A 21,631-nucleotide genomic window follows, 5' to 3' on the forward strand; every position below is an offset into this window, starting at 1 on the left:
AGCGCGCGGCAATTCCGCACGGGTGCCGGAGTGTTGTGCTCGAGCTGAGCGCAACACTCGTGCCCTCGGCGGCGTCCCGTCAATCTCGTAGGCATACGCCGATCCCCGGTATTCGACCGGTGGGACGGTCATCAGCGCGTCATACCTGCGGGAGTTGATCGATGACCAGCCGTACCTCCGACCTTCTCTTCGACGAGTCCTTCTCCTTCCCCGGCGAACTGCGCCACCCCGGGAACGCGGGCCCCGCACGGGTCGCGGTGATCGGCGCGGGTGCGAGCGGTCTGGCCGCCGCCTACGAGCTGCAACGCCACGGTCTGGACGTGACCGTCTATGAGCGCACGGCACGTCCCGGTGGGCGGGTCCGCACCTGGCGGTTCTGGGACGGCACCCACGGTGAACTCGGTGCGATGCGGATCCCGGGCAACCATCACTGCACGCTGCACTACGTCGACGAGTTCGGCTTGGCCACCAGGCCTTTCGTCAACGCGAATCCGGATGCGTACTACCTGCTGCGGGGCCGTCGGGTGCGCAGGTCCCAGGTGGAACAGGTGCTGCCCGCCTACCAGCTGGACGAGGCCGAGCGCACCGACCCGCTACTGGTGCTCGAGCGGCTGCTGCGTGCCGCCTGGCAGGGTCTCGGCGATCATCGGCGCAAGGCCCTGCTGGCCGGTGACGTGGCCGACCCGGAGCTGGACCGGCTCGCGGCGACCTCGCTGTGGCAGTTCACCCGGCAACGCCTCTCGCCGGACGCCTGGGATCTGATCGGGCATGCCAGCGGACTGCTGCACTACGAGCACGCCTCGCTGCTGGAAGTGCTCGTGGATTACTTCGGGTTGTTCAATGTCGACCAACTGGAGCTGGTGGACGGCACCGATGCGCTCATCCGCGGTTTCACCGACGCGTTGCGCCCAGGCAGCCTGCGGCTGGCCACCCGCATCACCGAACTGCACGTCACCGGCGACGGCGTGCGGTTGCGCGGCGAGCGGCACGGCGCGGCGTTCACCGACGAAGTCGACTTCGTGATCTGCGCGGTACCCGCGCCCGGCCTGGATCAGATCGACATCTCCCCCGCGCTGCCCGCGCCCCAGCGGCAGGCGATCCGCGGCATCAGTTACGCCAGCAGCACGAAGACCCTCGTCCACGTCCGTGCGCGGCACTGGGAGCACGTCGACGGGATCTTCGGCGGCGGCAGCTTCACCGATCTGCCGATCCAGCAGGTGTGGTACCCGTCCGACAACGCCCGGCTCGCCCCCGAGTCGGCCCGCTGGAGTGCGGCGGATCCCGAGCGCTCGCACGCACCGGCCGTGCTCACCGCGGCCTACCTGTGGGAGAACAACGCCCGGCGGTTCGCGGCGCTGCCCGAGAGCGACCGCACCAGAATCGTGCTCGCCTCGCTCGAACAGCTGCATCCCGGCCTGACCGCCGTCGTCGACGACGTCGTGCACTGGACCTGGGACGAGCAGGTCGGCATCGGCGGCGGGGCGTTCGCCTACTTGGCGCCGGGACAGCACGCGCGCTACCTCGCGGAAATCGGCGCACCGCATCCGCATCCGGCGCCGCGGGTGTTCTTCGCAGGCGAGCATCTCTCGGTCGCGCACGCCTGGATCCAAGGCGCGCTGCAGTCGGCGCTGGAGTCGGTGCGCCACGTGCTGGATCAGGTGAGCGTGCCGCGTGCGGCTTGATCGCGCGACCTGGGTGCTCGCCTCGGTGAGCACCGTGTGGGGCGCCAGCTACACGGTCACCGGCTGGGGTCTGCGCGAACTGGACGTGGTGACCTTCAACGCGATCCGCTTCGCCGCGGCCGCGCCACTGCTGCTGGTCCTCGCGTGCGCCGTGGAGGGCAGGCCCGCCATCGCGAGCCGGTGGTGGCCGCGGCTGGCGCTGTCGGCCGCGATCGGCATCGTGGCGTATCAGCTGGCCTTCAGCGCCGCGGTGGCGCTCACCACGGTCACCGAGTCCGCCATCCTGATCGCTTTGTCGCCGTTCTGGACCGCGCTGCTCGCGCGGCTGAGCGGTGAGCCCGTCCGCGCCGGCGTGCTGATCGGCGCGTGCGTGGCGATGGCAGGCGTGGTCCTGGTCGTCCTCGGCCGCGAGGCGGGCCACGCGGCGCCGAACCGCGCGCTCGGGGATCTGGCCGCTTTGGTCGCGTCCGCGCTGTGGGGCGCCTACCCGGTCGTCACCCGTCCCTTGCTGGTCGACCACAGCCCCCTGCGGGTGACGGCGTGGGCTTCGGTGATCGGCGCCGCGATACTGCTGCCCGCGGCGTCCGCACTGGGACCGCCGCGCGATGTGCAGGAGATTTCTGGAACGACCCTGGTCTCGCTGGCCTTTTCCGTGCTCGCCGTGACCATTTACGGCCTCGTGGCGTGGTACTGGGGCGTGCGGCGGGTGGGGTCGGCGCAAACGATGGTCTTCATGTTCGCGGTGCCGGTGGCGGCGGCGGTGTTCGCCGTCGCGGCCGGCACAGAACGCGTCACCTGGCCGCAGGTCGCCGGTGCGGGGCTCGTGCTCGCGGCATTGACCTGTAGCCAACGCAATCCGAAAGTCCTCGACACAGGAGTAGGAAATGACGGTTACCACGACCTCGATCACGCTGGAACGCGCGACGCTCATCGTTAGCGAGGCGCTGGCCTACGGCGCCGCGCACGGGTTCGACCCGCTCACGGTGGCGGTTCTGGATCCCGGCGGCCATCTCGTCGCGTTACAACGCCAGGACGGCTCCGGCATCCTGCGACCACAGATCGCGATCGCCAAGGCCTGGGGCGTGCTCGGCCTCGGCGTCTCCAACCGCGAGATCGCCCGCCGCGCGGCGGCCGCGCCGACCTTCTTCACGTCGGTGGCCGCGCTCGCCGAAGGGCGCATCCTCGATGTCCCCGGCGGTGTCTTCATCCGGGACGCGGCGGGCTCGATTCTCGGCGCGGTCGGTTCGACTGGGGCCACGACCTCCTTGGAGGACGAACGCGCCGCCGTGGCGGGTATCGAGGCCGCCGGTCTATCCGCGGATACAGGAGAGGTGTAGACCGACGATGCCGCACCCGAAACCCGCGCAGCGTTGCACCTCCGCCGCAGCGGTACGAAGGGCACAGACCTCGACCGCCGCGGGCCGGGCCCCGATCGGCTGTCCGAGCAGCGACAATCAGCAAGCCGATCGAAAACGCCGTAGTCGCCCGCGTTTTCGCTAGCACGGCGGCTGCGCCGGGCCGTACCCGAGCAGTAGCCGCACACCGACCATCCGTATCCCGCACAGCCGACCGGCGTGGAGCGCAGTTGTGAGCGGGATAGGGCTTCCCCTACCGGGCCGGATCCGGTCGGCGCCAACCGTGCGCGCTCCCCCGCACGACCGCACATCGCTTCGGCAGCGGTGTGCCGATTCCGGTGAGATCGGTACCGCCGACGAACTCCCACCAACTCGCGCGGTTCGACTGCCGCCGGTATACGACAACGCCTCGAACTGGTGGAGCACGGCTCCCGATCGCCGGGAGCCGCATGGGCGAGTTCAGTCGATGGTCTCGTCGAGGTCGCCCTCGAACCCCTGATCGGCCAGTTCGGCCTTGACCACCCGATACGCCGTGGACTGACCGTAGCCACGGCGGGCGAGCATGCCGACGAGGCGGCGAATCATCTTGTCCCGGTCCAGATCTCGCGGCAGAGAGCGCAATTTGCGGCGGACCAGCTCGGCGGCGCGGGTTTCCTCGTCGTCGGTGGTGATGGCGTCGAGGGCGGCCACGGCATCCGATTGTGCGACGCCCTTGCGCCGAAGTTCTTGCGCGAGCGCCTGCTTGCCCTTACCGGAGAAGGTGTGCCGAGAGTGCACCCATTGCTCGGCGAAGGCGGCGTCGTCGACGAGACCCACTTCGCCGAGGCGATCGAGCGCCCGTTCGCTCACTTCGGCCGAGTACCCCTTGGCGGCCAGACGCTGAGCCAGCTCGGCACGGCTGCGGGCGCGAACGGCGAGCAATCGGAGACACGCCTCCTTCGCCTGTTCGACCGTTCCGGCTTCGGATCCGGCCGCTCCCGGATCGGCCGTTGGTCCTTCGGTGAGACCGGAGTCGGCCGAGGGCGAGCCGATACGCGCCCGCGCACCCCGGGGACCACGACGGGACCCAGCCGGGCGCGCCCGCTGCGGATCGGACGCGCCCGGCCGAGTTCCCATGGTGTCCGGCGCAACCGAACCACCTTCGGCCCTCCGGACGAGCTCGGCGTCCTGTCCGCGGGACCGGGCGCCGTCGGGCGGACCGGAAGCGGACAAGAGTTCTTCCAGCCGACGCCGCATCTCCTGCACCGCGTCGGCCCGTGGCCGCCCGGAATCGGCCGGAGCCGTTCCGGGCGAGCGACGGCTGTGCGTCGGCTCAGAAATCGGCGGGCACCTCCGCGGCCGCATCGGCCGTCACGTCGGCGCCGATGCCGAGCTTCTCCTTGATCTTCTTCTCGATCTCGTCGCGGACGTCGACGTTCTCCAGCAGGAACTTGCGGGCGTTCTCCTTGCCCTGGCCGAGCTGATCGCCCTCGTAGGTGTACCAGGAGCCGGACTTGCGGATGAAGCCCTGCTCGACACCCATGTCGATGAGCGAGCCCTCCTTGGAGATACCGTGCCCGTAGAGGATGTCGAACTCGGCCTGCTTGAACGGCGGGGAGACCTTGTTCTTCACGACCTTCACGCGGGTGCGGTTGCCCACCGCGTCGCTGCCGTCCTTGAGCGTCTCGATGCGGCGCACGTCCAGGCGCACCGACGCGTAGAACTTCAACGCCTTGCCGCCGGTGGTGGTCTCCGGCGAGCCGAACATCACGCCGATCTTCTCGCGCAGCTGGTTGATGAAGATCGCGGTGGTGCCGGAATTGTTCAGCGCGCTGGTCATCTTGCGCAGCGCCTGGCTCATCAGGCGGGCCTGCAGACCGACGTGGCTGTCGCCCATCTCGCCCTCGATCTCGGCGCGCGGCACCAGCGCGGCCACCGAGTCGATGACGATGATGTCGATGGCGCCGGAGCGCACCAGCATGTCGGCGATCTCCAGCGCCTGCTCACCCGTGTCGGGCTGGGAGACCAGCAGCGCGTCGGTGTCGACGCCCAGCTTGCGGGCGTAGTCCGGATCGAGCGCGTGCTCGGCGTCGATGAACGCCGCCACGCCGCCCGCGGCCTGCGCGTTGGCCACCGCGTGCAGCGCCACGGTGGTCTTACCCGAGGATTCGGGGCCGTAGATCTCGACGATGCGGCCGCGCGGCAGGCCGCCGATGCCCAGCGCCACGTCGAGCGCGATCGAGCCGGTGGGGATCACCGAGATGGGCTGGCGCGCCTCCTCGCCGAGGCGCATGACGGCGCCCTTGCCGAAGCTCTTCTCCACCTGGGCCAGCGCGAGTTCGAGCGCCTTGTCCCGGTCGTACGCCTGTGGTGCCATGGTCCTGCTCCCCTTTTCGACGGGTAAGTCTCGTTCTGTGGTTGGCGCCTACAGTAGAGCGCGGCACCGACAAGTTCTGGCGACCAGCCTAGACGAACAGGTGTTCGAGTCAAGCGACGCGCCCGGCGCGCAGCGCACCGCTCGCGCCCTCTCCGGCGAACGCCGCGCGATCAGCGCACCAGGGCGATCCGGTCGGTGTCCAGCAGCGTCTGCGCCTGTTTGAGCACGCGCAGGGAAGGCGTCACTTCCACGTCGGTGATCCCGTCCAGCGCGCCGAGGCGCTCGGTCACGTACCGGTAGAGATCCGCGGTGTCGCGGCAGATGATCGAAGCGAACACATTGGACGGCCCGGTGGTGGCGGCGACGAACACGATCTCCTGGTGCGTCGCCAGCGCGCGCCCCACCGCGTCCAGATCGGCGGGCCGCACGCGCAGCCAGAGCGCGCCGCGCACGCCGTAGCCCATCCGCTCGATCGCGAAATCGACGTCGAAGTACAGCACGCCCGCCGCGGTGAGCTCGGCCATGCGCCGCGCGACTCGCGGCGCTGTCCACCCGGTTTCGGCCGCGAGCTGGGCGTACGGAGCGCGCCCGTCCCGGCCGAGCAGCGTGAGCATCGCCTCGTCGGCCGCCGAAAGGTGCACCGGTGCTTCCGGTCCCGCGTCCGCGGTCCGGGGCCGGGCGGGGCCGAGTGCGTCGAGCTGGGCGGCAGTGAGCAGGTGCCGATAGCGCGGCCACTCCTCGTCGAGCGGAAAACGATGGATGACCTCGTACGCGGTCAGCGCCAGCACTTGCGGGGCGCGCGGCAGGATCTGCAACAGCAGCGCGTCGCGCCGCTCGATCGAGCGCGGCCTGCCCACGCAGGTCACCTCGGAGCCGGTGGACAGCAGGGTCACCCAGCTCAGATCCGGGAACCGGGACAGGGATTCGGCCAGCCGCAGCGCTTTGTCCGGTGTCGATTTCAAGCGCAGCACCCAGCGCGCGTGACCGAGCGGCGCCGCGTTCACCTGTCCGGCCACGTGCAGGATGCCGCATTGCCGCAGTGCGCGGTAACGCCGCGCCACCGTCTGCTCGGAAACGCCGAGAGCGCCGCCCAGCCGGGCGAACGGCATCCGGGCGTCGTGAACCAGCGCGTGCACGATCTGTTTGTCCAGGACATCCAGATCGGAAGATTCCCTCGGGCCATCGTCGCGCACAGGAGGAATCTAACGCAATTACCGCTGTGGCTAGGGGGATCCGTCCGATTGCCGCACGCTTGGCGTCGAAATCATTCGAATCCGCCGTGGAGGCTCCCGTGAGGAAATGGCTCCCCCTGTTCGCCGCGTGCCTCGGCACGCTGATGCTGCTCATCGACGTCACCATCGTGAACGTCGCCCTGCCGGATATCGCCGCCGATCTGGACACCGGATTGTCCGGCTTGCAGTGGGTGGTGGACGGCTACGCCTTGGCGCTGGCGGCGCTGCTGCTGGTGCTCGGCTCGCTCGCCGACCGGGTCGGTGCGAAGCACGCCTACCTGGCCGGACTGGTCGTCTTCGCGATCGCGTCGCTCGGGTGCGGCGTCGCCGAGAACGCGGCGGCGCTCGTCGCGGCGCGGGCGCTGCAAGGCGTCGGCGGCGCGGCCATGTTCGCCACCACGCTGTCGCTGCTGCACGCCACCTACACCGGCCGTGACCGCGGCGTCGCCTTCGGCGTCTGGGGCGCGGTGTCCGGTGCGGCGGCGGGCATCGGAGTGGTGCTCGGCGGCGTGCTCACCGAGGCGCTGTCGTGGCGCTGGATCTTCTTCGTCAACCTGCCCATCGCCGTGCTGGCGATCGGGCTGACCGCCACCGTGTTCCCGCCCGTCCAGCGGCGGGTGGGCCGCGCGGTGGACCTGCCGGGCATGCTGGCCTTCGCGACCGCGGCGACGGCGGTCACCTACGGTGTCATCCGCGGCGGCGAGCACGGCTGGACGGACGCGGCCGCGGTGACGGCGTTCACGCTGGGCGCTGCCGCGACCGCGATCTTCGGCTGGGCCGAAGCGCGCGGCGCCGCACCGATGTTCCCCTTGGCACTGCTGCGCAACCGCGATTTCGGCGCGACCCTGTTCGGCGCGTCCGGACAGACGTTCGCCGCGTTCGCGAGCACTCCCCTGGTCTCGCTGTGGCTGCAACAGCAACTGCGCATGTCGCCCCTGCACGCGGGTCTGGCGATGCTCCCGATGGCCGCGACCGCGTTCGTGGTGGCGGGCGCCTTCGGTCGGCTGCTGCACGATGTCGCGCCGAAATGGACCATCGGCGCGGGGTTGGTGGTGGTCGGCCTGGGCAGTTGGCTGCTGATGATCGTCGGCGCCGGGTCCTCCTGGGTCGCGCTGATCCCGGGATTCGTGGTGATCGGCATCGGGATCGGCGTCAACGCGCCCGCGCTGGTCTCGGTCGGCATGGCGGCGGTCGCCCCGGAGCAAGCGGGCACCGCCGCGGGTGCGGTGAACACTGCCCGGCAACTGGGCCTCGCGCTCGGCGTCGCGGTGCTCGGCACCGTCTTCCGCGGGGTGGCCGACGCCGCGCAGCCGATGACGTCGCCGCACTTCGTCGCCGGGCTCGACGCGGCGTTCGGCATCGCGGCGGCGGTGGGCATCGGATTCGGACTGGTCGCGTTCGGACTGTTCCACCGGAAGCGCGCCGACGCCGGATCGCCCGAAGCCGAGCGGCAGGCCGTCGCCGCCTGATCGCGATCCAGCACGAAGAGACGGCGGCGTCCCGGACGGGCGCCGCCGTTTCCCGTGCCCCGGCGGCCCTAACGCTGCGGCAGTACCGACTCGTCACCAGGCTCGCGTGGCCCGAAGATGCGCCGCTCGGATTCCCCGATCGGGACATCGTTGATGCTGGCCTCACGCCGGGACATCAGCCCGTCCGGCGCGAACTCCCATTGCTCGTTGCCGTAGCTGCGGAACCACCGGCCGGACTCGTCGTGCCATTCGTACTGGAACCGCACGGCGATGCGGTTGCCGTGGAAGGCCCATAGATCCTTGCGCAGCGCGTAGCCGTTCTCGATGGACCACTTCCTGGTGAGGAACTCGACGATGGCGTCACGGCCGGTGAAGAACTCGTCGCGATTGCGCCACACCGAATCTTCGGTGTACGCGGCGGCGACCCGTTCGGGATCGCGCGTGTTCCAGGCGTTTTCCGCAGCCCGTACCTTGGCTTCGGCGGATTCCGCGTCGAACGGGGGTAGCGGAGGTCGCATGGGACGACTCCTTTTCTCGAAGTCTCAGGGATTCACGGGAGAAAGTTCGGCAGGGCCCCATCGCAGCGCTCCCGTGGATCGCTCGACCACCTCTTCGATGGTGAAATCGAGGGAGCACTGCGCGCCCGCCGTGAAGGTCTCGGCTGCCCAGACCAACTCGGCCGTGCCGGTGAGCTGCAACGTGGCGCCCGTGGACCAGTCCGGGATCAGGATCCCGCAGCGGGGGTTGACCGCGAGGTTGCCGAGCGTCATGAACATCGAATTGCCCCGATAGTCCGGCCAGCGCAGCCGCGTGGGCGAGAGCACTTGCAGGAAGCCGGGATTCCCGCCGCGATGCGAGGCGTCGGCGTTGCCTTCCTCGTCCGCGGTCGCGACGAAGAACGTGTCGGCCGAGGCGATCGCGGACCGCTGCTCGGCATCCAATTCGGCACCGCGACGCACCGCGGGCGTCGTAGCGCCGGGCGTGTAGCTCGCGACATCCCGGCGGGAGATGTACTTGGGACAATTCGAGTACACCTGATCGGTGACTATGCGCACGCCCGCGTCCTCCGGCGCGGACCTTCCATTGACGCGCATCCGCCTGCGCCGCTGCGGTTGCAGGGCGATCATGCCGACGCGAGACCGGCGGGTCAGCGCTTCGTGTAGCGGGTCGGCGGCAGCGGGCATGGTGCCGATCGAAATGGTCCGGTCGTCCACCGCTCGGACAAATCCCGGCTGCCCGACCAGCTCGCTCGCCCACAGCCTGCCCGCCGCGTCGGCGGCGGCGAGCACCACCATCCGCTGTTCGGCCAGGAAATCGGCCGCGACCGCGGGGATGTCGGCGCGGATCATGCGACCGACCCGTCCGGCGATGTCCGCCTGCCCCATCCGGCGCTGCACGGCGACCTCCCCGCGGTGGAACGCCTCCATCGCGATACTCCCTTCGCTACGCGGCCGGATCAGAAGAAGCCGCAGGTCGGTGCCGCGCCGCTGGGCGCGGGAGCGGATTCCGCGCCACTGGGCGCGTACACCTCCAGCCGGATGCCGTCGGGATCGGTGAAGAAGATCCCACCGGAGGCGACGCCCTCGCCGTGCGCCACCACGCCGTCGTGGGCGAAGGTGACCGAGAGTTCACGCAGCACCCGTTCCACCGCGCGTACCTCGTCGATGCTGTCGACCTGGAACGAAAGATGATGCAGCCCCGGCGTTTCGGTGGAGAACGCGCCGCCGCTCTGCTGCCACAGGGTGACCACCAGCTTGCCGTCGCGACCGAGGAAGGCCCAGCGGCGCTGCTCGTCGGCGCTCGCGGCGAGCTGTTCGAAACCAAGGGCCCGGCGGTAGAAGTCCACCGAGCGATCCAGATCCGAGACGTTCAGGCCGATGTGCCCGGTGCTGAGCTGAGGCGCGGCAACCGCGGTCATGAGTTCCTCCTCGGAAGATTCAACCGCCTTGTGCGGTTTCACTGGTTAGAACGTACCGACCCGGGAACAATGGTGTCAACCATCTAAATAATTTTCAACGGTTAGAAAGGGGGTGACGGCCGTGGCCGACGGCGCCCACTCGGTACCCTCGGGCATGTCCGATCCACGCCCCCACCTCGGTGAACCCCTGGCGCTCGATCTGCTGAACACGAGATGGATCGAGCACGGACCACAGGACCTGCTCACCGATGTCACCGGCCTGCACACCTGGCTGGCGTCGGCGGGCCTCACCGATCGCGCGACCGCCGACGAAGCCACCCTGAACGCGGTGCTGACCGCCCGGACCGCCATCTACGACGTGGTGGTGCACGCTTCCCCCGCCGGACTCAACGACGTGCTGGAACACGGCCGCGTCCGCCGCGCGCTCACCGCATCCGGGCCCGCCGACCTGGTGGACGTCCCGGAGCAAGCTTGGTTGCCCGGCTGGCTGGCTGCCGACAATCTGCTGGAGCTGCTGCGCACCGCACCCGATCGGATCCGCCAATGCGCGCATCCGGAGTGCGTGCTGTTCTTCTACGACACCTCGAAGAACGGAACCCGCCGCTGGCACTCCATGGCCACCTGCGGCAACCGCACCAAAGCGGCGCGGCACTACGCGCGAAAGCCCTGAGGCTCAGAACAACTCGTCGAGCAGCCGGTAATACGTCAAGCGGCGCTCGTCCGGCTCGGCCAGTCCGTAGGCCGCGAAGAAGGCCGTCACCTCCGCTTCGCCGAAATCCGCGCGCAGGTCGCGGACGGCGAGCGCCAGATCACGGTAACGGTCGGCAACACCGAGCCCGCCGACATCGAGGAGGACGCCGTTCGCCAGCACGTTCGGCGGGGTGAAATCACCGTGCGCCACCACCAGATCCTCACGCTCCGGCCGCTGTGCCAGCAGCCGCTCGAGGATCTCCGCGGCGGTGGACCCGGCGTTGTCGTCGTCGAAATCGTCCGCGTCAACCAGACCTTCGACCACGTTGCGGCGCGCCCGCGCCAGCACGACGTCCAGGCGTCCGTCGAACGGGCACTCGGCGACCGGAATGCTGTGCAGCCGGCGCAACAACGCGCCGAGCACGGCGCCGGTCGAGGCCGCGTGAGCGCCGCCGGAGCCCGCCGACAAGCTGGGCGCGCCCACGTCCGCGAGTACCAGCACGTCGTCCTCGAACGCCGTCACCTCCGGCACGGCGATCCCGCGCTCACGCAGCCAGGTGAGCCGCCGATACTCGGCGACGGCCTTCGGACCGCGTTTGAGCCAGTAGGCGCCGTCGACGCGCACCACACCACCGCTCATGCCCTCGTGCTCGTACGACCAGCTCGGCACCTCGCCGAACAACGCCGCGACGGGGGGCGGCAACGGAATCGGCAGCTCGCCCAGCGTGTCCAGCGCGGTGCGGGTGGCTTCGATCTCCTCGGGATCGCCCTCGGCCACGCGCAGCCGCATCGCCTCGGCCAGCAGTTCGCGCGCCTCGGCCAGGTGGTTCCGTTCGGCGAGCGCCTTGCCCAGGTGCTGCACGGCGAACGAGAGCACCTCCGGCGCGGCTACCCGCGCGTGTTCCACGGCGCGGCGGTACAACGTCTCCGCGGTGCCCGCGTCGCCGCGATAGCGGTAGACGTCGCCCAAGTTGATCCACACGGTGATCCGGCGCCGCTCCGTGTCCACCAGTTCGAGCGCGCGATCGAGGTGGTCGAGCGCCTCGTCGTAGCGGCCGAGCAGCATCAACTCGATGCCGGTCTGCCGGTAGCTCGCGAAGTCGTCGGGGCGCGCCTGCGCCACCCGGACCGCCAATCGTTCCGGGTCGTGCGGGATCATCCGCTGCCGCTCGTCGAACCGGTACAGCGGCTCGTCGCGCTCCACCTGCCCGGGGGCGCTCACCAGCGCGTCCTCGGCACGTCGAATTCGGCGCACAGGGCGCGCCAGACGTCGCGGGGATCGGTTCCGGCCTCGATGGCGGCGGCGCCGGTGCGCCCGCCCAACGCCGGGATCACGTGGTCGGTCAGCAGGGCGTCGCCGCGGGCCACACCGAACTCGGTGTGCAACAGTTCCTGAAACTCGGTCAACCGCACCGTCCCGAACTTACTCCCGTCCCGCGCGTTCGCTGGTCAGGGGCACGCCCGGCACCCGCTCCGGTCAGGGTTGGACGGCGTAACAGACCTGGTGGCACAGGGCGACCGGGTCCGGGAAATCGCGCGTGGCGGCGGCCTCCCTCGCCGCTCGGGTGTAGCGCGGGTCGGCGAGGACCGCACCGACCGCGGCACGGACGGCCTCGGGTGAAAGCGGCCGGACGACGATCGAACTACCTTGTCGCGCCGCGCGATTGGCTAGCTCCCACTGGTCGCCGCCGCCGGGAACGGTGACGATCGGGACGCCGGCGGACAGCGTTTTGGCGAGCAGGCCGTGACCGCCGCCGCCGACGACGACGGACGCGTGGGTCAGCAGTTCGTCCTGCCGTCCCAACCCCGCCGTGGCCCATGGCGGAAGATCGGCGGGCGGCGTGTCCAGCATCGAAATGGCCACGCGGACACCGGTTCCCTCCAACGCCCGCAGGACGGTCTCGGCCATGCCCGCCACACCGGTGTGCGCGGTCGAGGGCGCGACCATGACCAGCGGCGCGTTCCCTGGCGGCAGGTCCAGGATCGCGTCGGTCGGCTCCCACAGCAGCGGGCCGATCACGTGGGCGGATTCCGGCCAGTCGGGGCGCGGTACCTCGAGCGCGGGCAGGGTGGCGATCAGGCGCGCGGCGGGCCCGGGATCGACCGCAGGCAGGCCGACGCTCTCGCGCGCCCGCTCCCGCTGGCGACGCCCGTTCCGCAGCGCGCGTGCGGTCATGCCGCGCAGTACGCCGTCGCGCACCCGACCGCGCAAACCCGAACCGGGCGCGAGCCCGCTTCCGATGGGCGGCAATCCCTTCGACGGCAGGTACAGCGGATGCGGGGACAGCTCAACCCATGGGACGCCGAGCCGTTCCGCGGCCATGCCGCCGCCCGCGGTCAGCACGTCGGAGATCACCAGTTCGGGCAGCATGGCGCTCAATTCGGGCAGGATCTCGGTAGAGATGTGCGCGGCCCGCTCGTGGATGCGCTGCCCGGCGTCGGCGTCGTCGTCCACCGGTCGCGGCGCCAGGCCTTTCAGTCTGCGCACCCCGATTCCGGCGGCGAGCGCGGCGTCGAACCACCGCGGACCGGTGAACAGGACCGGCTCGTCACCGGCGGCCAGGAATTTCGAGCACAACGCGATAGCGGGGAACGCGTGACCGGGATCGGGCCCCGCGACGACGGCTACTCGCATCCGCCTAGCCTGCCACACCCCCTTCGAGGTCGATCACACCCGCATCGCGGCGCCGCTCGCTACAGCTTGCTCACCGTCGACTTGTCCGAGCCCGAGACCGCCTTGTACAGCAGATACAGCCCGAACACGATGGCGCTGATCACCAGGATGGGGAACAGGCCTTTGATCAGCGCGCCGATGACGGCCAGCGCGATCCAGACGACCGCGACGATGCCGATGATCTTCCACAACATTTCGATGCCTCCAAGAAGTCGGTTTCCGCTTCGAGCATGGCACTTGGATCAGCGGAAATCACCAGGTGGGGAGGCATTTCGGGGTGTAAATCAGGGTTCCCCCTTAGGCCGGCGCCCCGCTCGTCGCGCGGCGATCGGGGTTTCGCCGCCGACCGAAGATCTCCCGTCCCGAACACGCCACGATGGTGTGCGCGTCGGAGGACGCGCACACCATCGTCGAGGACGAGCCGATCAGCGAGGCTCGGCGTCCGGCAACTCGCCGGCCAGAGGATCGTCGTGCGGCATGCCATCCGGTTCCCGCATACCGAGATCGGCAGTGTCGACCGCGTAGGGGTCGACCATCGGATCCAGACCCATGCTCGACCGATCGCCGGACGCCGGCATCCGCAACGTCTCCTCGTCCGGACCCGGATTGTTCCGCATACGCGCGGTGGCGACGCCTCCCGGCTCCCCGGTCCGCCGCTCCGGCGGGCGGGTCATCGCGGGGCGGGTGCGCGGCGGCTGCGGCACCGGCTGCCTGCCGTAGACATCCCAGGCGGACTGATCCGGATCGATCTGATAGTGGTCGAACAGTTCCTGCTCGGCCTGTGGGCTGATCTGCCCGTTGTGGTCCAGCTGCGGCGAGGCCTTGACCGCGTCCTTACCGACTCGCACCTGCAACACGGCCGCCTCGGGGCGATGCTCGGCGCCCGCAAGCGGGACCAACGCGTCGGCGCTGAACAGACCGGTGGATACCGCGATCCAGGTGGGCGATCCGGAATTGTTGTCGACGTAGACCCGTTTGACCTTGCCGATCTTCTCGCCTTCGGGGCCGTACACCGAGCTGCCGATGAGCGTTTCCAGCATTTCAGTCATGGGTTCCTCCGCAGTTCGTCCGTGCGATGCGCAGCTCGACAGAACGCGGCTGTCCACCGCGCGTGCTGGGAAAAGCAGTTCAATCGCTGGTGGGTCGATCCGTGACGTCGGGGCTCGCGACGACGCGCTGCGTTCTGCGCGACAGCCGCACCGGGTCCTCGGCGCTGTCACACGTCAGATACCGGCTGACGTCCAGCCGCTGCGTGTCCTGGTCGAGCAGCGATCGACGGTAGGAAACATCGAGCATGACGTGCTCCCGCCAGTAGTGCATGTGCCCGGCCCCAGACGAGACCGGAAATGATCAGCTACATAATGGCAACTACCCGTGCATTCCTCGACCAAACCAGGCTCAGTACTCAATTCGTCGACACGCCGCGCCAGAAGTGACGACACAGCTATCTGATAGCTATTCGTTATGTATTTCGCTGCGAGTTCCCCGCGCGCCCACGCTTGATCAGCATCAGCGCCGACGGTCCGCTGGTGAATCGGAAGTCCTTGCCGCGATGGTCGACCTCGCCATCGGTGGCCAGCGACACCGCCTCCTCGGCGACCCGCACATCCACCCGGGAAACCCTGCGGTGCCGATAGGTGGGCGAATACTCCAGCGTGCCGGTGAACGTCGCGAAGACCAGCCGCAGCCGCGAGAACGGGACATCGGCGCGCAGGTAACGGACATCGAGGGTGCCGCCGCGCAACTCCGGACGCGACATGGGGATCTGGTCGGCCGGGTGGTAGGTGCCGTTGCCCACGAACAGCATCCAGAGCGCGGTGTGGGCGCCATCGACGGTGACGTGCAGCGGCTGGGCGCGGAACAGCACGCGCACCATGGCGATTCCCGCCGCGGGCCATTTGCCGATCCGCCGTTCCCAGCGCTCGCGAACACGGACGAAATCGGGATAACCGCCGAGACTGGCGGTGTTCACGAAGGTGCGCTGCTCGGCGCCGTCCAAACAAACACCCGCCACGTCGACCCGCACCGCTTCGCCCGCTTCCAGCCCGGCGACGGTCACGTCGGTCCGCTCCACTCCGGCGTCCCTGGCGAAGTGGTTCAGCGTGCCACCCGCGAATACCGCCAGCGGCAACCGGTGACGGACCGCGTACTCCGCGACGGCCGACACCGTTCCGTCCCCGCCGACGACGCCGAGAGCGCGGAGATCGTCGCGCCGCACCAGTTCGTCGACCCGCTCCTCGAAATCGTCGCCGCCCAGTTCCAGCACCTCGGCGGCGGGCAGTCGCTCACGCAGGTCGGCGAGCGCGTCGTCGCCATCGCCCGATCCCGCGTGCGGGTTGCCGATCAGCAGCAATCCGGCGCCCTTCGGCAGCGGGTCGATGTGTTCGACCGGACCGAGGGCGGCGGGTTCGTCGTCGCGCACCGCCCACCACCGCCGAGTGACCAGTGCGACCGCGCTACCGAACAGCGCGCCAGCGACCACATCGGAGGGCCAGTGCACGCCGATGTGCACACGCGAATATCCCACCGCGGCGGCGACCGGGGCCACCGCGACGGCCGCCGCGGGCGATTCCAACGCCAAGCCCGTCACGAAGGCCGCGGCGGAGGCCGCGTGCCCGGAGGGGAACGATGACGAGACCGGCGGCGCGACCAGCCTGCGCACGAACGGAACGGATTCGTCCGGCGGACGACGGCGCGGGAACAGCGGCTTGGCCACACCGTTGGCCACGCCGCTGGCGATGCCCAGCGCGAGCAACCCGCGCACCGCGCCGCGCCGGGCCGAGCGATCTCCGGCGACGAACAGGACCGCCCCGAGCGCCATCCACAAGCGACTCTTGTCGGCGGCGGTGCTCAATGCCTTCAACGCCCGATCCGCCGGAGTCGCACGCACGCGCGCACTGCGGCCGACCAGCCAGCGATCCAGGCTGCTCGTCCTTCCGATCACCCCACCGTCGCGTTCGCGAGTCGAGAGAAACCGCATCGCCGCAGCCTACCGATCGCTCGAGCGCCGCGCCCACACGACCACTCGGTGCGGACGCGAGCGCTCACGCGTGCGCGGGATCCCCCGGCGCGGTCGAGACCGATGCGGCTTCAGTGCACGGATGTACTCTGATCTTCAACGCCAAACGGCGCTGCGCGACAACAGGGAAGGGATGATCCAATGACGCAGACACCCCAATCAGCACACAGTCATGCACTGAATCTCCTCTGACGACCGGGACCCCGATGGAACAGACGAACGAGCTGGCACAGGAACTCGCGGCCGCGGCCCGGCGGCACGGTTCGGCGATCGCGGGAATCGTCGGATCGGCCGCCCGCAAAGCGTCGTGGGAAGTGCTCGACCTCATGGCCGAAAGCCGCGAACTCGTCGGCGCGGCGTTTCGGGCCAGGGCCGAGGAACTTCGCCGCCGGGACCGGCCGAGCTGACCGGCCCGGATCAGATCGGTGGCCGCGGCGACGCGGGCACCGATTTGTCGGCCACCTCGATGAGGGCCTGCGCCCACCCGTCCAGCCGGTCGGAGGCGTGGCGCAGATCCGCCACGATGGTGTCGAAGTTGTGCCGCACCACGGTGGTCTCCGGCACCGCGAGAATCCGGCCCGCCGCGGCCACCACCTGCTCGTACTCCGTGACGCCCGCGTCGAGCCTGGCCAGGATCAGCCGCAGGTTCTCGGTGAGCGCCACCGCCGCGGGCGAATTCGCGCTTCCGATGGCCCCGAGCCCCTGTTCCATCGCCGTGATGTCGGCAGCCAGCGCATGGAGCGCCGCCGCGCCCGAGGCGGCGGTCTCGAGCATGTCGGCCAGTTCGTCCGGGGGCAGCCGATGCGAGCGGGCGATCTGAACGCCCAAGCCGTGCAAGGCCTTCTCCGCGCGCACCAGACGCGCGATCGACGGCCGGGCGTTCGACCATACCGGTGGCTGCTTACGCGGGACGAACGCCGCATGCGGCAGCGGCGCTCCCCGCAGTCGCAGATAGCGACGAGTGCTCAGCGCCGCGCCGGTGACCAGTGCCACCGCGCCGCCGCCGACCACGACCACAGCCCACACCGGCGCCGAAAGGGCGACGAGGCCAACGGTTCCCACTGTGGTGAGGCCGGACACCGTGCCCAGCTGGAAGCTGCGGCGGCGGACCCTGCGGCGGCGGCGCAACTCCCGCTCCCGTGGGTCGGCCCAGCGCCGCACGGCGACGAGCGCGTTCTCACCGACTTCGCGAAGACTGTCCGGCAGGCTGCCCGGCTGTGGCGCGAGCGCGGCTTGGGCCCGGATCATCGCCGTCCCGCGCAGGCGCCGCGTTTCGGGCCGACCCTCGCGAAATGCACTGCCGCTCATACCTTCTCTCCCACCGGTTGCACACATCGGACAGACCGGGACCCGACTCGGCCGACGGCCGGCCGGTCGGGTCCCCACGCCTTGTCCTCCAGTGAACCAGCCCCCACCGACACGTGTTCGCCGAACACCCGGAGGCGGCTACTGCTGCGCGGCCTGTCCCTTGTTCATCTGCGGCTGTGCCGAACCGGCCTGTGCCGGATTGATGGCGGGCTGGGCGCCACCGGCGGGCAACTGGTCCCCGCGCATGGACGCGCGGATCTGCTCCAGTTTGCTGTGCCCGGCCATCTGGATGCTGGCCTGCTGCACCTCGAGCATGCGGCCCTGCACCGAATTCTGCGCGAGTTCCGCTGCGCCCAGCGCGTTGGCGTAGCGGCGCTCGATCTTCTCGCGCACCGCGTCCAGACTCGGCGTGCTGCCGGGCGCCGACAGCGTCGAATCCATCTGCTGCAGCGAGGCGGAGACCTGCTCCTGCATCTTGGCCTGCTCCAGCTGGCTGAGCAGCTTGGTGCGCTCGGCGACCTTCTGCTGCAACAGCATCGCGTTCTGCTCCACGGCCTTCTTCGCCTGGGCGGCCGCCTGCAGCGACTGGTCGTGCAGGACCTTCAGGTCCTCGACGGACTGCTCGGCGGTGACCAGTTGCGCGGCGAACGCCTCGGCGGCGTTGGTGTACTGGATCGCCTTCTCGGTGTCGCCCGCCGCGGTGGCCTGATCGGCCAGCAGGACGGCCTGACGTGCGTTGGCGTTGAGCTTCTCGACCTCGTCCAGCTGCCGGTTCAGCTTCATCTCCAGCTGACGCTGGTTGCCGATGACCGAGGCGGCCTGCTGCGAAAGGGCCTGGTGCTGCCGCTGGGCTTCCTCGATAGCCTGCTGAATCTGGACCTTCGGATCCGCGTGCTCCTCGATCTTCGCGTCGAAGAGGGCCATCAGGTATTTCCAGGCCTTGACGAACGGATTAGCCATCGATTGATCCCGCCTCCATCTGACATGCCGCGCTCCGGCGCGACTCCAGTGCGCGACCGTCACGCACCCGATATGTGCCTATCCTCCACCATGTGGCACCAGGGCCGGGCGAACCCGGCCCAACCGACGCCTACGGAGAATCTATCCGCTTTCCGCACCGGCCCGCAGCGTTGCCGCCGTGGCCGCAACTCGTCGCCGGTCACGCACCTTTCACCAGGACCAACATGTCCGATCGCGGAGCCGGGATGACGATCCGGGTGTCCTCCGCCAGCGGCAGCGGCCGCGGCGCGGCGTCGGCCGACATGGTTGCCGCCGCGGACGCGGACTCGGCCTGCGCGGCGGGCTCGGCCGCCGTCCGCTCCGGCTCGGCCGCGGCGGCCGCGGCCTCGTCCGCGGGCGCGCCGGCCGTCGCCGCGTCGACACCGGCCATGATCGTGCTCACATCCCACAGCACCCGCGACAGCGGGACGTCCAGCGCTTCGCAGATGGCGGCAAGCAGTTCGCTGGAGGCCTCCTTGCGACCCCGCTCGACTTCGGAGAGATAGCCGAGACTCACTCGCGCCGATGTCGACACCTCGCGCAAGGTCCGGCTCTGGGCGAGACGCGCACGCCGCAGACTGTCCCCGATCGCCTCTCGCAGCAGCGTCATCTCGTTCTCCTTCGCTCCCGGTCGCGGGGCCGACGCGATCGCCGACCCCACGCATGCCGTTCTTTCTGGCACAACGTCGGAACCGGGGCGGATGGTTCCCGCCGGAAGCACCTCAGCCGCTCCGCCCGACGCGGTCGGCCGGGTCCGTGCCCGCCTCCCGCACACACCGCAGCAATTCCGCCACCGCCGTGCGCGTCGCACCGATTCTGATCGTCCACCGGTCGCCGGGGAGTTTCAACCGCATCACTTCGGTGTGCCCGGGACCGGCCAGTCCGAGGAAGACCGTGCCGACCGGGTGCCCGTCCTGCGAATCGGGGCCCGCCACGCCGGTCAGCCCCACACCCCAGTCCGCGCCGCAGCGCGTGCGCGCGCCGACGGCCAGCTGTTCGGCGGTGCTCGCCGCCACCGGGCCTTCGGCCGCGAGGACCTCCGCGTCGACGCCCGCGAGGCTGTGCTTGAGGTCGGTGGCGTAGACCACCAACCCGCCGCGCAGCACGGCACTGGCGCCCGGTACCCCGGCGATGGTCGCGGCGAGCAGACCCGCGGTCAGCGATTCCGCGGTGGCTACCGTTTGCCGCACAGTCACCAGCGCACGAACGAGATCGATGGCGGGCACGTCGGCGACCAGCGGATCGCTCATGCGCCGCGGTTCCGCCCCGGGCCGCCCGCGAACCACACCCGGGCCGCCTGGCCTACGTAGTCGAGGCCGGTGGCCACGGTCAGCGCGACCGCCACATACATCAGCAGCATGCCGATACCGGCGACCCAGCCCGACAGCGGCAGCAGGAGCATGGCGATGGCCACCGACTGGACCAGTGTTTTCAGCTTTCCCCCGCGCCCTGCGGGAATGACTCCGCGCCGCACGACGATCAGACGCAGCAGTGTGACGCCGATCTCCCGGCCGCAGATCACCAACGTGATCCACCAGGCCAGGTCGCCGAGCACGGACAAACCGATCACCGCGGACCCGATCAGCGCCTTGTCCGCGATGGGATCGGCCAGTTTGCCGAAATCGGTCACCAACCCGTATTTGCGAGCCAATTGCCCGTCGAACCGGTCGGTGATCGCGGCGAGGCCGAACAGCGCCGCGGCGGCGATCCGCCAACCGGTCTGGTGACCATCTCCGGCGAACAGCGCGACGACGAACAGCGGCACGATCGCGATGCGCAACATGGTGAGCACGTTCGCGATGTTCAGCAGCGGAGGGCCGCTCTCGGCCTGCGCGGGTGCGAAGCCGGGACGGATCGGGGCGGGCGCGCTCCAGGGGCGGTCCGTCTCGTCGGGTTGCACGCTCATGCCATCGCCTCACCGGCGATCGGCTCGCTCACGGCCGCCTCGTCGGACCGCCGCGCCGCCCGGCGCGATGCGGTGAGTTGGACGAGTGGATCTGCGGCACACGTTCAGACTATCGGTAGCCGAGCCGACTACTGTGCACCCCATGACCTCTCGGGGACCACTAGGTGGTTCGACCAGCGACGCGTATCCGGGCGCGGCTTCGGCCGCGCAGAACTCCCTCCCGGTCGTCCGACGCGCGCGAACCTCCGACGTGCCCGAGATCAAACGCCTCGTCGACGTCTACGCAGGCCGCATCCTGCTGGAGAAGAACCTGGTCACCCTCTACGAGGCGGTACAGGAATTCTGGGTCGCCGAACTCGACGGCCGCGTGGTCGGCTGCGGGGCGCTGCACGTGCTGTGGGCCGATCTCGGGGAGGTGCGCACGGTCGCGGTGCATCCCGACGTCAAGGGCAGCGGTGTGGGCAAGCTCATCGTGCAACGTCTCGTCGCGGTGGCGCGCGAGCTCGAGCTGGAACGGCTGTTCGTGCTGACCTTCGAGGTGGAGTTCTTCGGCAGGCACGGCTTCGTCGAGATCGATGGCACGCCGGTCACCGCCGAGGTGTACGCCGAGATGTGCCGCTCCTACGACACCGGCGTGGCCGAGTTCCTCGATTTGAGCTATGTGAAGCCGAACACTCTCGGCAATACTCGGATGCTGCTGACGCTCTGAGCCCGTCCCCCACAGGAAGCGATACCCGTGCCGATCTTCGCCGTCCACTACGTCTATTCCGAGGCCACCGCCGCAGACCGCGACGTCCACCGACCCGAGCACCGAGCCTGGCTGGCCGGGCTGCTCGAGTCGGGCACCCTGCTGAGCAGCGGTCCGTACCCGGACGGGTCCGGAGCGCTGCTGCTCTTCCGCTCGCCGGACGCGGGACAGCTGAAGGACCTGCTCGCCCAGGACCCGTTCGCCCGGGCGAACCTCATCGATGACGTCCGCGCCGTGGAATGGGCCCCCGTCTTCGGCGCCTTCGCGCCCTGAGC

At 69.9% G+C, this 21,631-nt stretch carries 26 protein-coding genes; 8 read left to right on the forward strand and 18 right to left on the reverse strand.

The window, feature by feature from the left end:
• The first annotated feature begins 161 nt into the window (after positions 1-161).
• From ACFV2O_RS08705 to ACFV2O_RS08715, 3 genes are read left to right on the forward strand one after another with little or no spacing between them, the layout of a single operon-like run.
• The gene (locus ACFV2O_RS08705) at positions 162-1,682 is read left to right on the forward strand and encodes an NAD(P)/FAD-dependent oxidoreductase (RefSeq protein ID WP_355070233.1); all 1,521 of its coding nucleotides are present in this window, start codon (positions 162-164) and stop codon (positions 1,680-1,682) included.
• Positions 1,672-2,619, forward strand: coding sequence for a DMT family transporter (locus ACFV2O_RS08710; protein WP_379251269.1), 948 nt, complete (start codon positions 1,672-1,674; stop codon positions 2,617-2,619). The genes ACFV2O_RS08705 and ACFV2O_RS08710 overlap by 11 nt, the downstream gene beginning before the upstream one ends.
• Positions 2,567-3,019 carry a heme-binding protein gene (locus ACFV2O_RS08715; RefSeq protein ID WP_379251271.1) on the forward strand — a complete coding sequence of 151 codons (453 nt, stop codon included), beginning with the start codon at positions 2,567-2,569 and terminating at the stop codon, positions 3,017-3,019. Before ACFV2O_RS08710 ends, ACFV2O_RS08715 begins: the two co-directional genes overlap by 53 nt.
• Before the next feature lie 477 nt (positions 3,020-3,496).
• Here ACFV2O_RS08715 and recX read toward each other — a convergent pair whose 3' ends face one another.
• From recX to ACFV2O_RS08730, 3 genes are all read right to left on the reverse strand, one after another.
• Positions 3,497-4,153 carry a recombination regulator RecX gene (gene recX / locus ACFV2O_RS08720; RefSeq protein ID WP_379251273.1) on the reverse strand — a complete coding sequence of 219 codons (657 nt, stop codon included), beginning with the start codon at positions 4,151-4,153 and terminating at the stop codon, positions 3,497-3,499.
• Between the two features lie 196 nt (positions 4,154-4,349).
• A complete protein-coding gene (gene recA, locus ACFV2O_RS08725; protein ID WP_039799269.1) occupies positions 4,350-5,393 on the reverse strand; it encodes a recombinase RecA in 1,044 nt (347 codons plus the stop codon).
• A gap of 170 nt (positions 5,394-5,563) precedes the next feature.
• Positions 5,564-6,586, reverse strand: a complete 1,023-nt coding sequence (locus tag ACFV2O_RS08730; RefSeq protein WP_379251275.1) for an Lrp/AsnC family transcriptional regulator — start codon at positions 6,584-6,586, stop codon at positions 5,564-5,566.
• A gap of 98 nt (positions 6,587-6,684) precedes the next feature.
• Here ACFV2O_RS08730 and ACFV2O_RS08735 point away from each other — a divergent pair, with 98 nt between their 5' ends.
• Complete coding sequence (locus ACFV2O_RS08735) at positions 6,685-8,094, forward strand: MFS transporter (protein WP_379251277.1); 1,410 nt, start codon at positions 6,685-6,687, stop codon at positions 8,092-8,094.
• 68 nt (positions 8,095-8,162) lie between these two features.
• On the opposite strand, the gene ACFV2O_RS08740 is transcribed toward ACFV2O_RS08735, so the two are convergent.
• From ACFV2O_RS08740 to ACFV2O_RS08750, 3 genes are read right to left on the reverse strand one after another with little or no spacing between them, the layout of a single operon-like run.
• Positions 8,163-8,612, reverse strand: a complete 450-nt coding sequence (locus tag ACFV2O_RS08740; protein ID WP_355070223.1) for a nuclear transport factor 2 family protein — start codon at positions 8,610-8,612, stop codon at positions 8,163-8,165.
• A 24-nt stretch (positions 8,613-8,636) separates the two neighbouring features.
• Positions 8,637-9,521, reverse strand: coding sequence for a pyridoxamine 5'-phosphate oxidase family protein (locus ACFV2O_RS08745; RefSeq protein WP_355070221.1), 885 nt, complete (start codon positions 9,519-9,521; stop codon positions 8,637-8,639).
• Between the two features lie 29 nt (positions 9,522-9,550).
• Positions 9,551-10,012, reverse strand: a complete 462-nt coding sequence (locus ACFV2O_RS08750; RefSeq protein WP_379251280.1) for a VOC family protein — start codon at positions 10,010-10,012, stop codon at positions 9,551-9,553.
• Positions 10,013-10,166: 154 nt separating this feature from the next.
• Between ACFV2O_RS08750 and ACFV2O_RS08755 the strand changes: the two genes are divergently transcribed.
• A complete protein-coding gene (locus ACFV2O_RS08755; RefSeq protein WP_379251282.1) occupies positions 10,167-10,682 on the forward strand; it encodes a CGNR zinc finger domain-containing protein in 516 nt (171 codons plus the stop codon).
• A 3-nt stretch (positions 10,683-10,685) separates the two neighbouring features.
• Here the strand turns inward: ACFV2O_RS08755 and ACFV2O_RS08760 are convergent, their stop codons facing one another.
• From ACFV2O_RS08760 to ACFV2O_RS08790, 7 genes are all read right to left on the reverse strand, one after another.
• Entirely contained in the window at positions 10,686-11,924 is a 1,239-nt protein-coding gene (locus tag ACFV2O_RS08760) for an APH(3') family aminoglycoside O-phosphotransferase (protein ID WP_379251284.1), read from the reverse strand.
• Complete coding sequence (locus ACFV2O_RS08765) at positions 11,921-12,115, reverse strand: DUF3046 domain-containing protein (RefSeq protein WP_355070215.1); 195 nt, start codon at positions 12,113-12,115, stop codon at positions 11,921-11,923. Before ACFV2O_RS08765 ends, ACFV2O_RS08760 begins: the two co-directional genes overlap by 4 nt.
• 64 nt (positions 12,116-12,179) lie before the next feature.
• Positions 12,180-13,337 carry a glycosyltransferase gene (locus ACFV2O_RS08770; protein WP_379251286.1) on the reverse strand — a complete coding sequence of 386 codons (1,158 nt, stop codon included), beginning with the start codon at positions 13,335-13,337 and terminating at the stop codon, positions 12,180-12,182.
• Positions 13,338-13,396: 59 nt separating this feature from the next.
• The gene (locus tag ACFV2O_RS08775) at positions 13,397-13,570 is read right to left on the reverse strand and encodes a hypothetical protein (RefSeq protein WP_355070211.1); all 174 of its coding nucleotides are present in this window, start codon (positions 13,568-13,570) and stop codon (positions 13,397-13,399) included.
• Between the two features lie 231 nt (positions 13,571-13,801).
• Positions 13,802-14,425, reverse strand: coding sequence for a PRC-barrel domain-containing protein (locus tag ACFV2O_RS08780; protein WP_379251288.1), 624 nt, complete (start codon positions 14,423-14,425; stop codon positions 13,802-13,804).
• 79 nt (positions 14,426-14,504) lie between these two features.
• A complete protein-coding gene (locus ACFV2O_RS08785) occupies positions 14,505-14,672 on the reverse strand; it encodes a hypothetical protein (protein WP_355070207.1) in 168 nt (55 codons plus the stop codon).
• 166 nt (positions 14,673-14,838) lie between these two features.
• Entirely contained in the window at positions 14,839-16,356 is a 1,518-nt protein-coding gene (locus ACFV2O_RS08790) for a bifunctional phosphatase PAP2/diacylglycerol kinase family protein (protein WP_379251290.1), read from the reverse strand.
• Between the two features lie 245 nt (positions 16,357-16,601).
• On the opposite strand from ACFV2O_RS08790, the gene ACFV2O_RS08795 reads away from it, so the two are divergent.
• Positions 16,602-16,802 carry a hypothetical protein gene (locus ACFV2O_RS08795; protein WP_067809022.1) on the forward strand — a complete coding sequence of 67 codons (201 nt, stop codon included), beginning with the start codon at positions 16,602-16,604 and terminating at the stop codon, positions 16,800-16,802.
• A 10-nt stretch (positions 16,803-16,812) separates the two neighbouring features.
• Here the strand turns inward: ACFV2O_RS08795 and ACFV2O_RS08800 are convergent, their stop codons facing one another.
• From ACFV2O_RS08800 to pgsA, 5 genes are all read right to left on the reverse strand, one after another.
• Entirely contained in the window at positions 16,813-17,703 is an 891-nt protein-coding gene (locus tag ACFV2O_RS08800) for a hypothetical protein (protein WP_379251293.1), read from the reverse strand.
• Positions 17,704-17,841: 138 nt separating this feature from the next.
• On the reverse strand, positions 17,842-18,663 hold the full coding sequence (locus ACFV2O_RS08805) for a PspA/IM30 family protein (RefSeq protein ID WP_355070202.1): 822 nt from the start codon (positions 18,661-18,663) through the stop codon (positions 17,842-17,844).
• Between the two features lie 199 nt (positions 18,664-18,862).
• Positions 18,863-19,312, reverse strand: coding sequence for a helix-turn-helix domain-containing protein (locus ACFV2O_RS08810; RefSeq protein WP_379251295.1), 450 nt, complete (start codon positions 19,310-19,312; stop codon positions 18,863-18,865).
• Between the two features lie 112 nt (positions 19,313-19,424).
• Positions 19,425-19,952, reverse strand: coding sequence for a nicotinamide-nucleotide amidohydrolase family protein (locus tag ACFV2O_RS08815; protein ID WP_356961469.1), 528 nt, complete (start codon positions 19,950-19,952; stop codon positions 19,425-19,427).
• The gene (gene pgsA, locus ACFV2O_RS08820; protein WP_364426864.1) at positions 19,949-20,608 is read right to left on the reverse strand and encodes a CDP-diacylglycerol--glycerol-3-phosphate 3-phosphatidyltransferase; all 660 of its coding nucleotides are present in this window, start codon (positions 20,606-20,608) and stop codon (positions 19,949-19,951) included. The genes ACFV2O_RS08815 and pgsA overlap by 4 nt, the downstream gene beginning before the upstream one ends.
• Positions 20,609-20,750: 142 nt before the next feature.
• On the opposite strand from pgsA, the gene ACFV2O_RS08825 reads away from it, so the two are divergent.
• Together ACFV2O_RS08825 and ACFV2O_RS08830 are read left to right on the forward strand one after the other, a co-directional pair.
• Positions 20,751-21,317, forward strand: coding sequence for an amino-acid N-acetyltransferase (locus ACFV2O_RS08825; protein ID WP_379251297.1), 567 nt, complete (start codon positions 20,751-20,753; stop codon positions 21,315-21,317).
• A 27-nt stretch (positions 21,318-21,344) separates the two neighbouring features.
• The gene (locus ACFV2O_RS08830) at positions 21,345-21,629 is read left to right on the forward strand and encodes a YciI family protein (RefSeq protein WP_379251299.1); all 285 of its coding nucleotides are present in this window, start codon (positions 21,345-21,347) and stop codon (positions 21,627-21,629) included.
• Positions 21,630-21,631: the final 2 nt, after the last annotated feature.

It is taken from the genome of Nocardia sp. NPDC059691 (assembly GCF_042733915.1).
GTDB lineage: Bacteria > Actinomycetota > Actinomycetes > Mycobacteriales > Mycobacteriaceae > Nocardia > Nocardia sichangensis.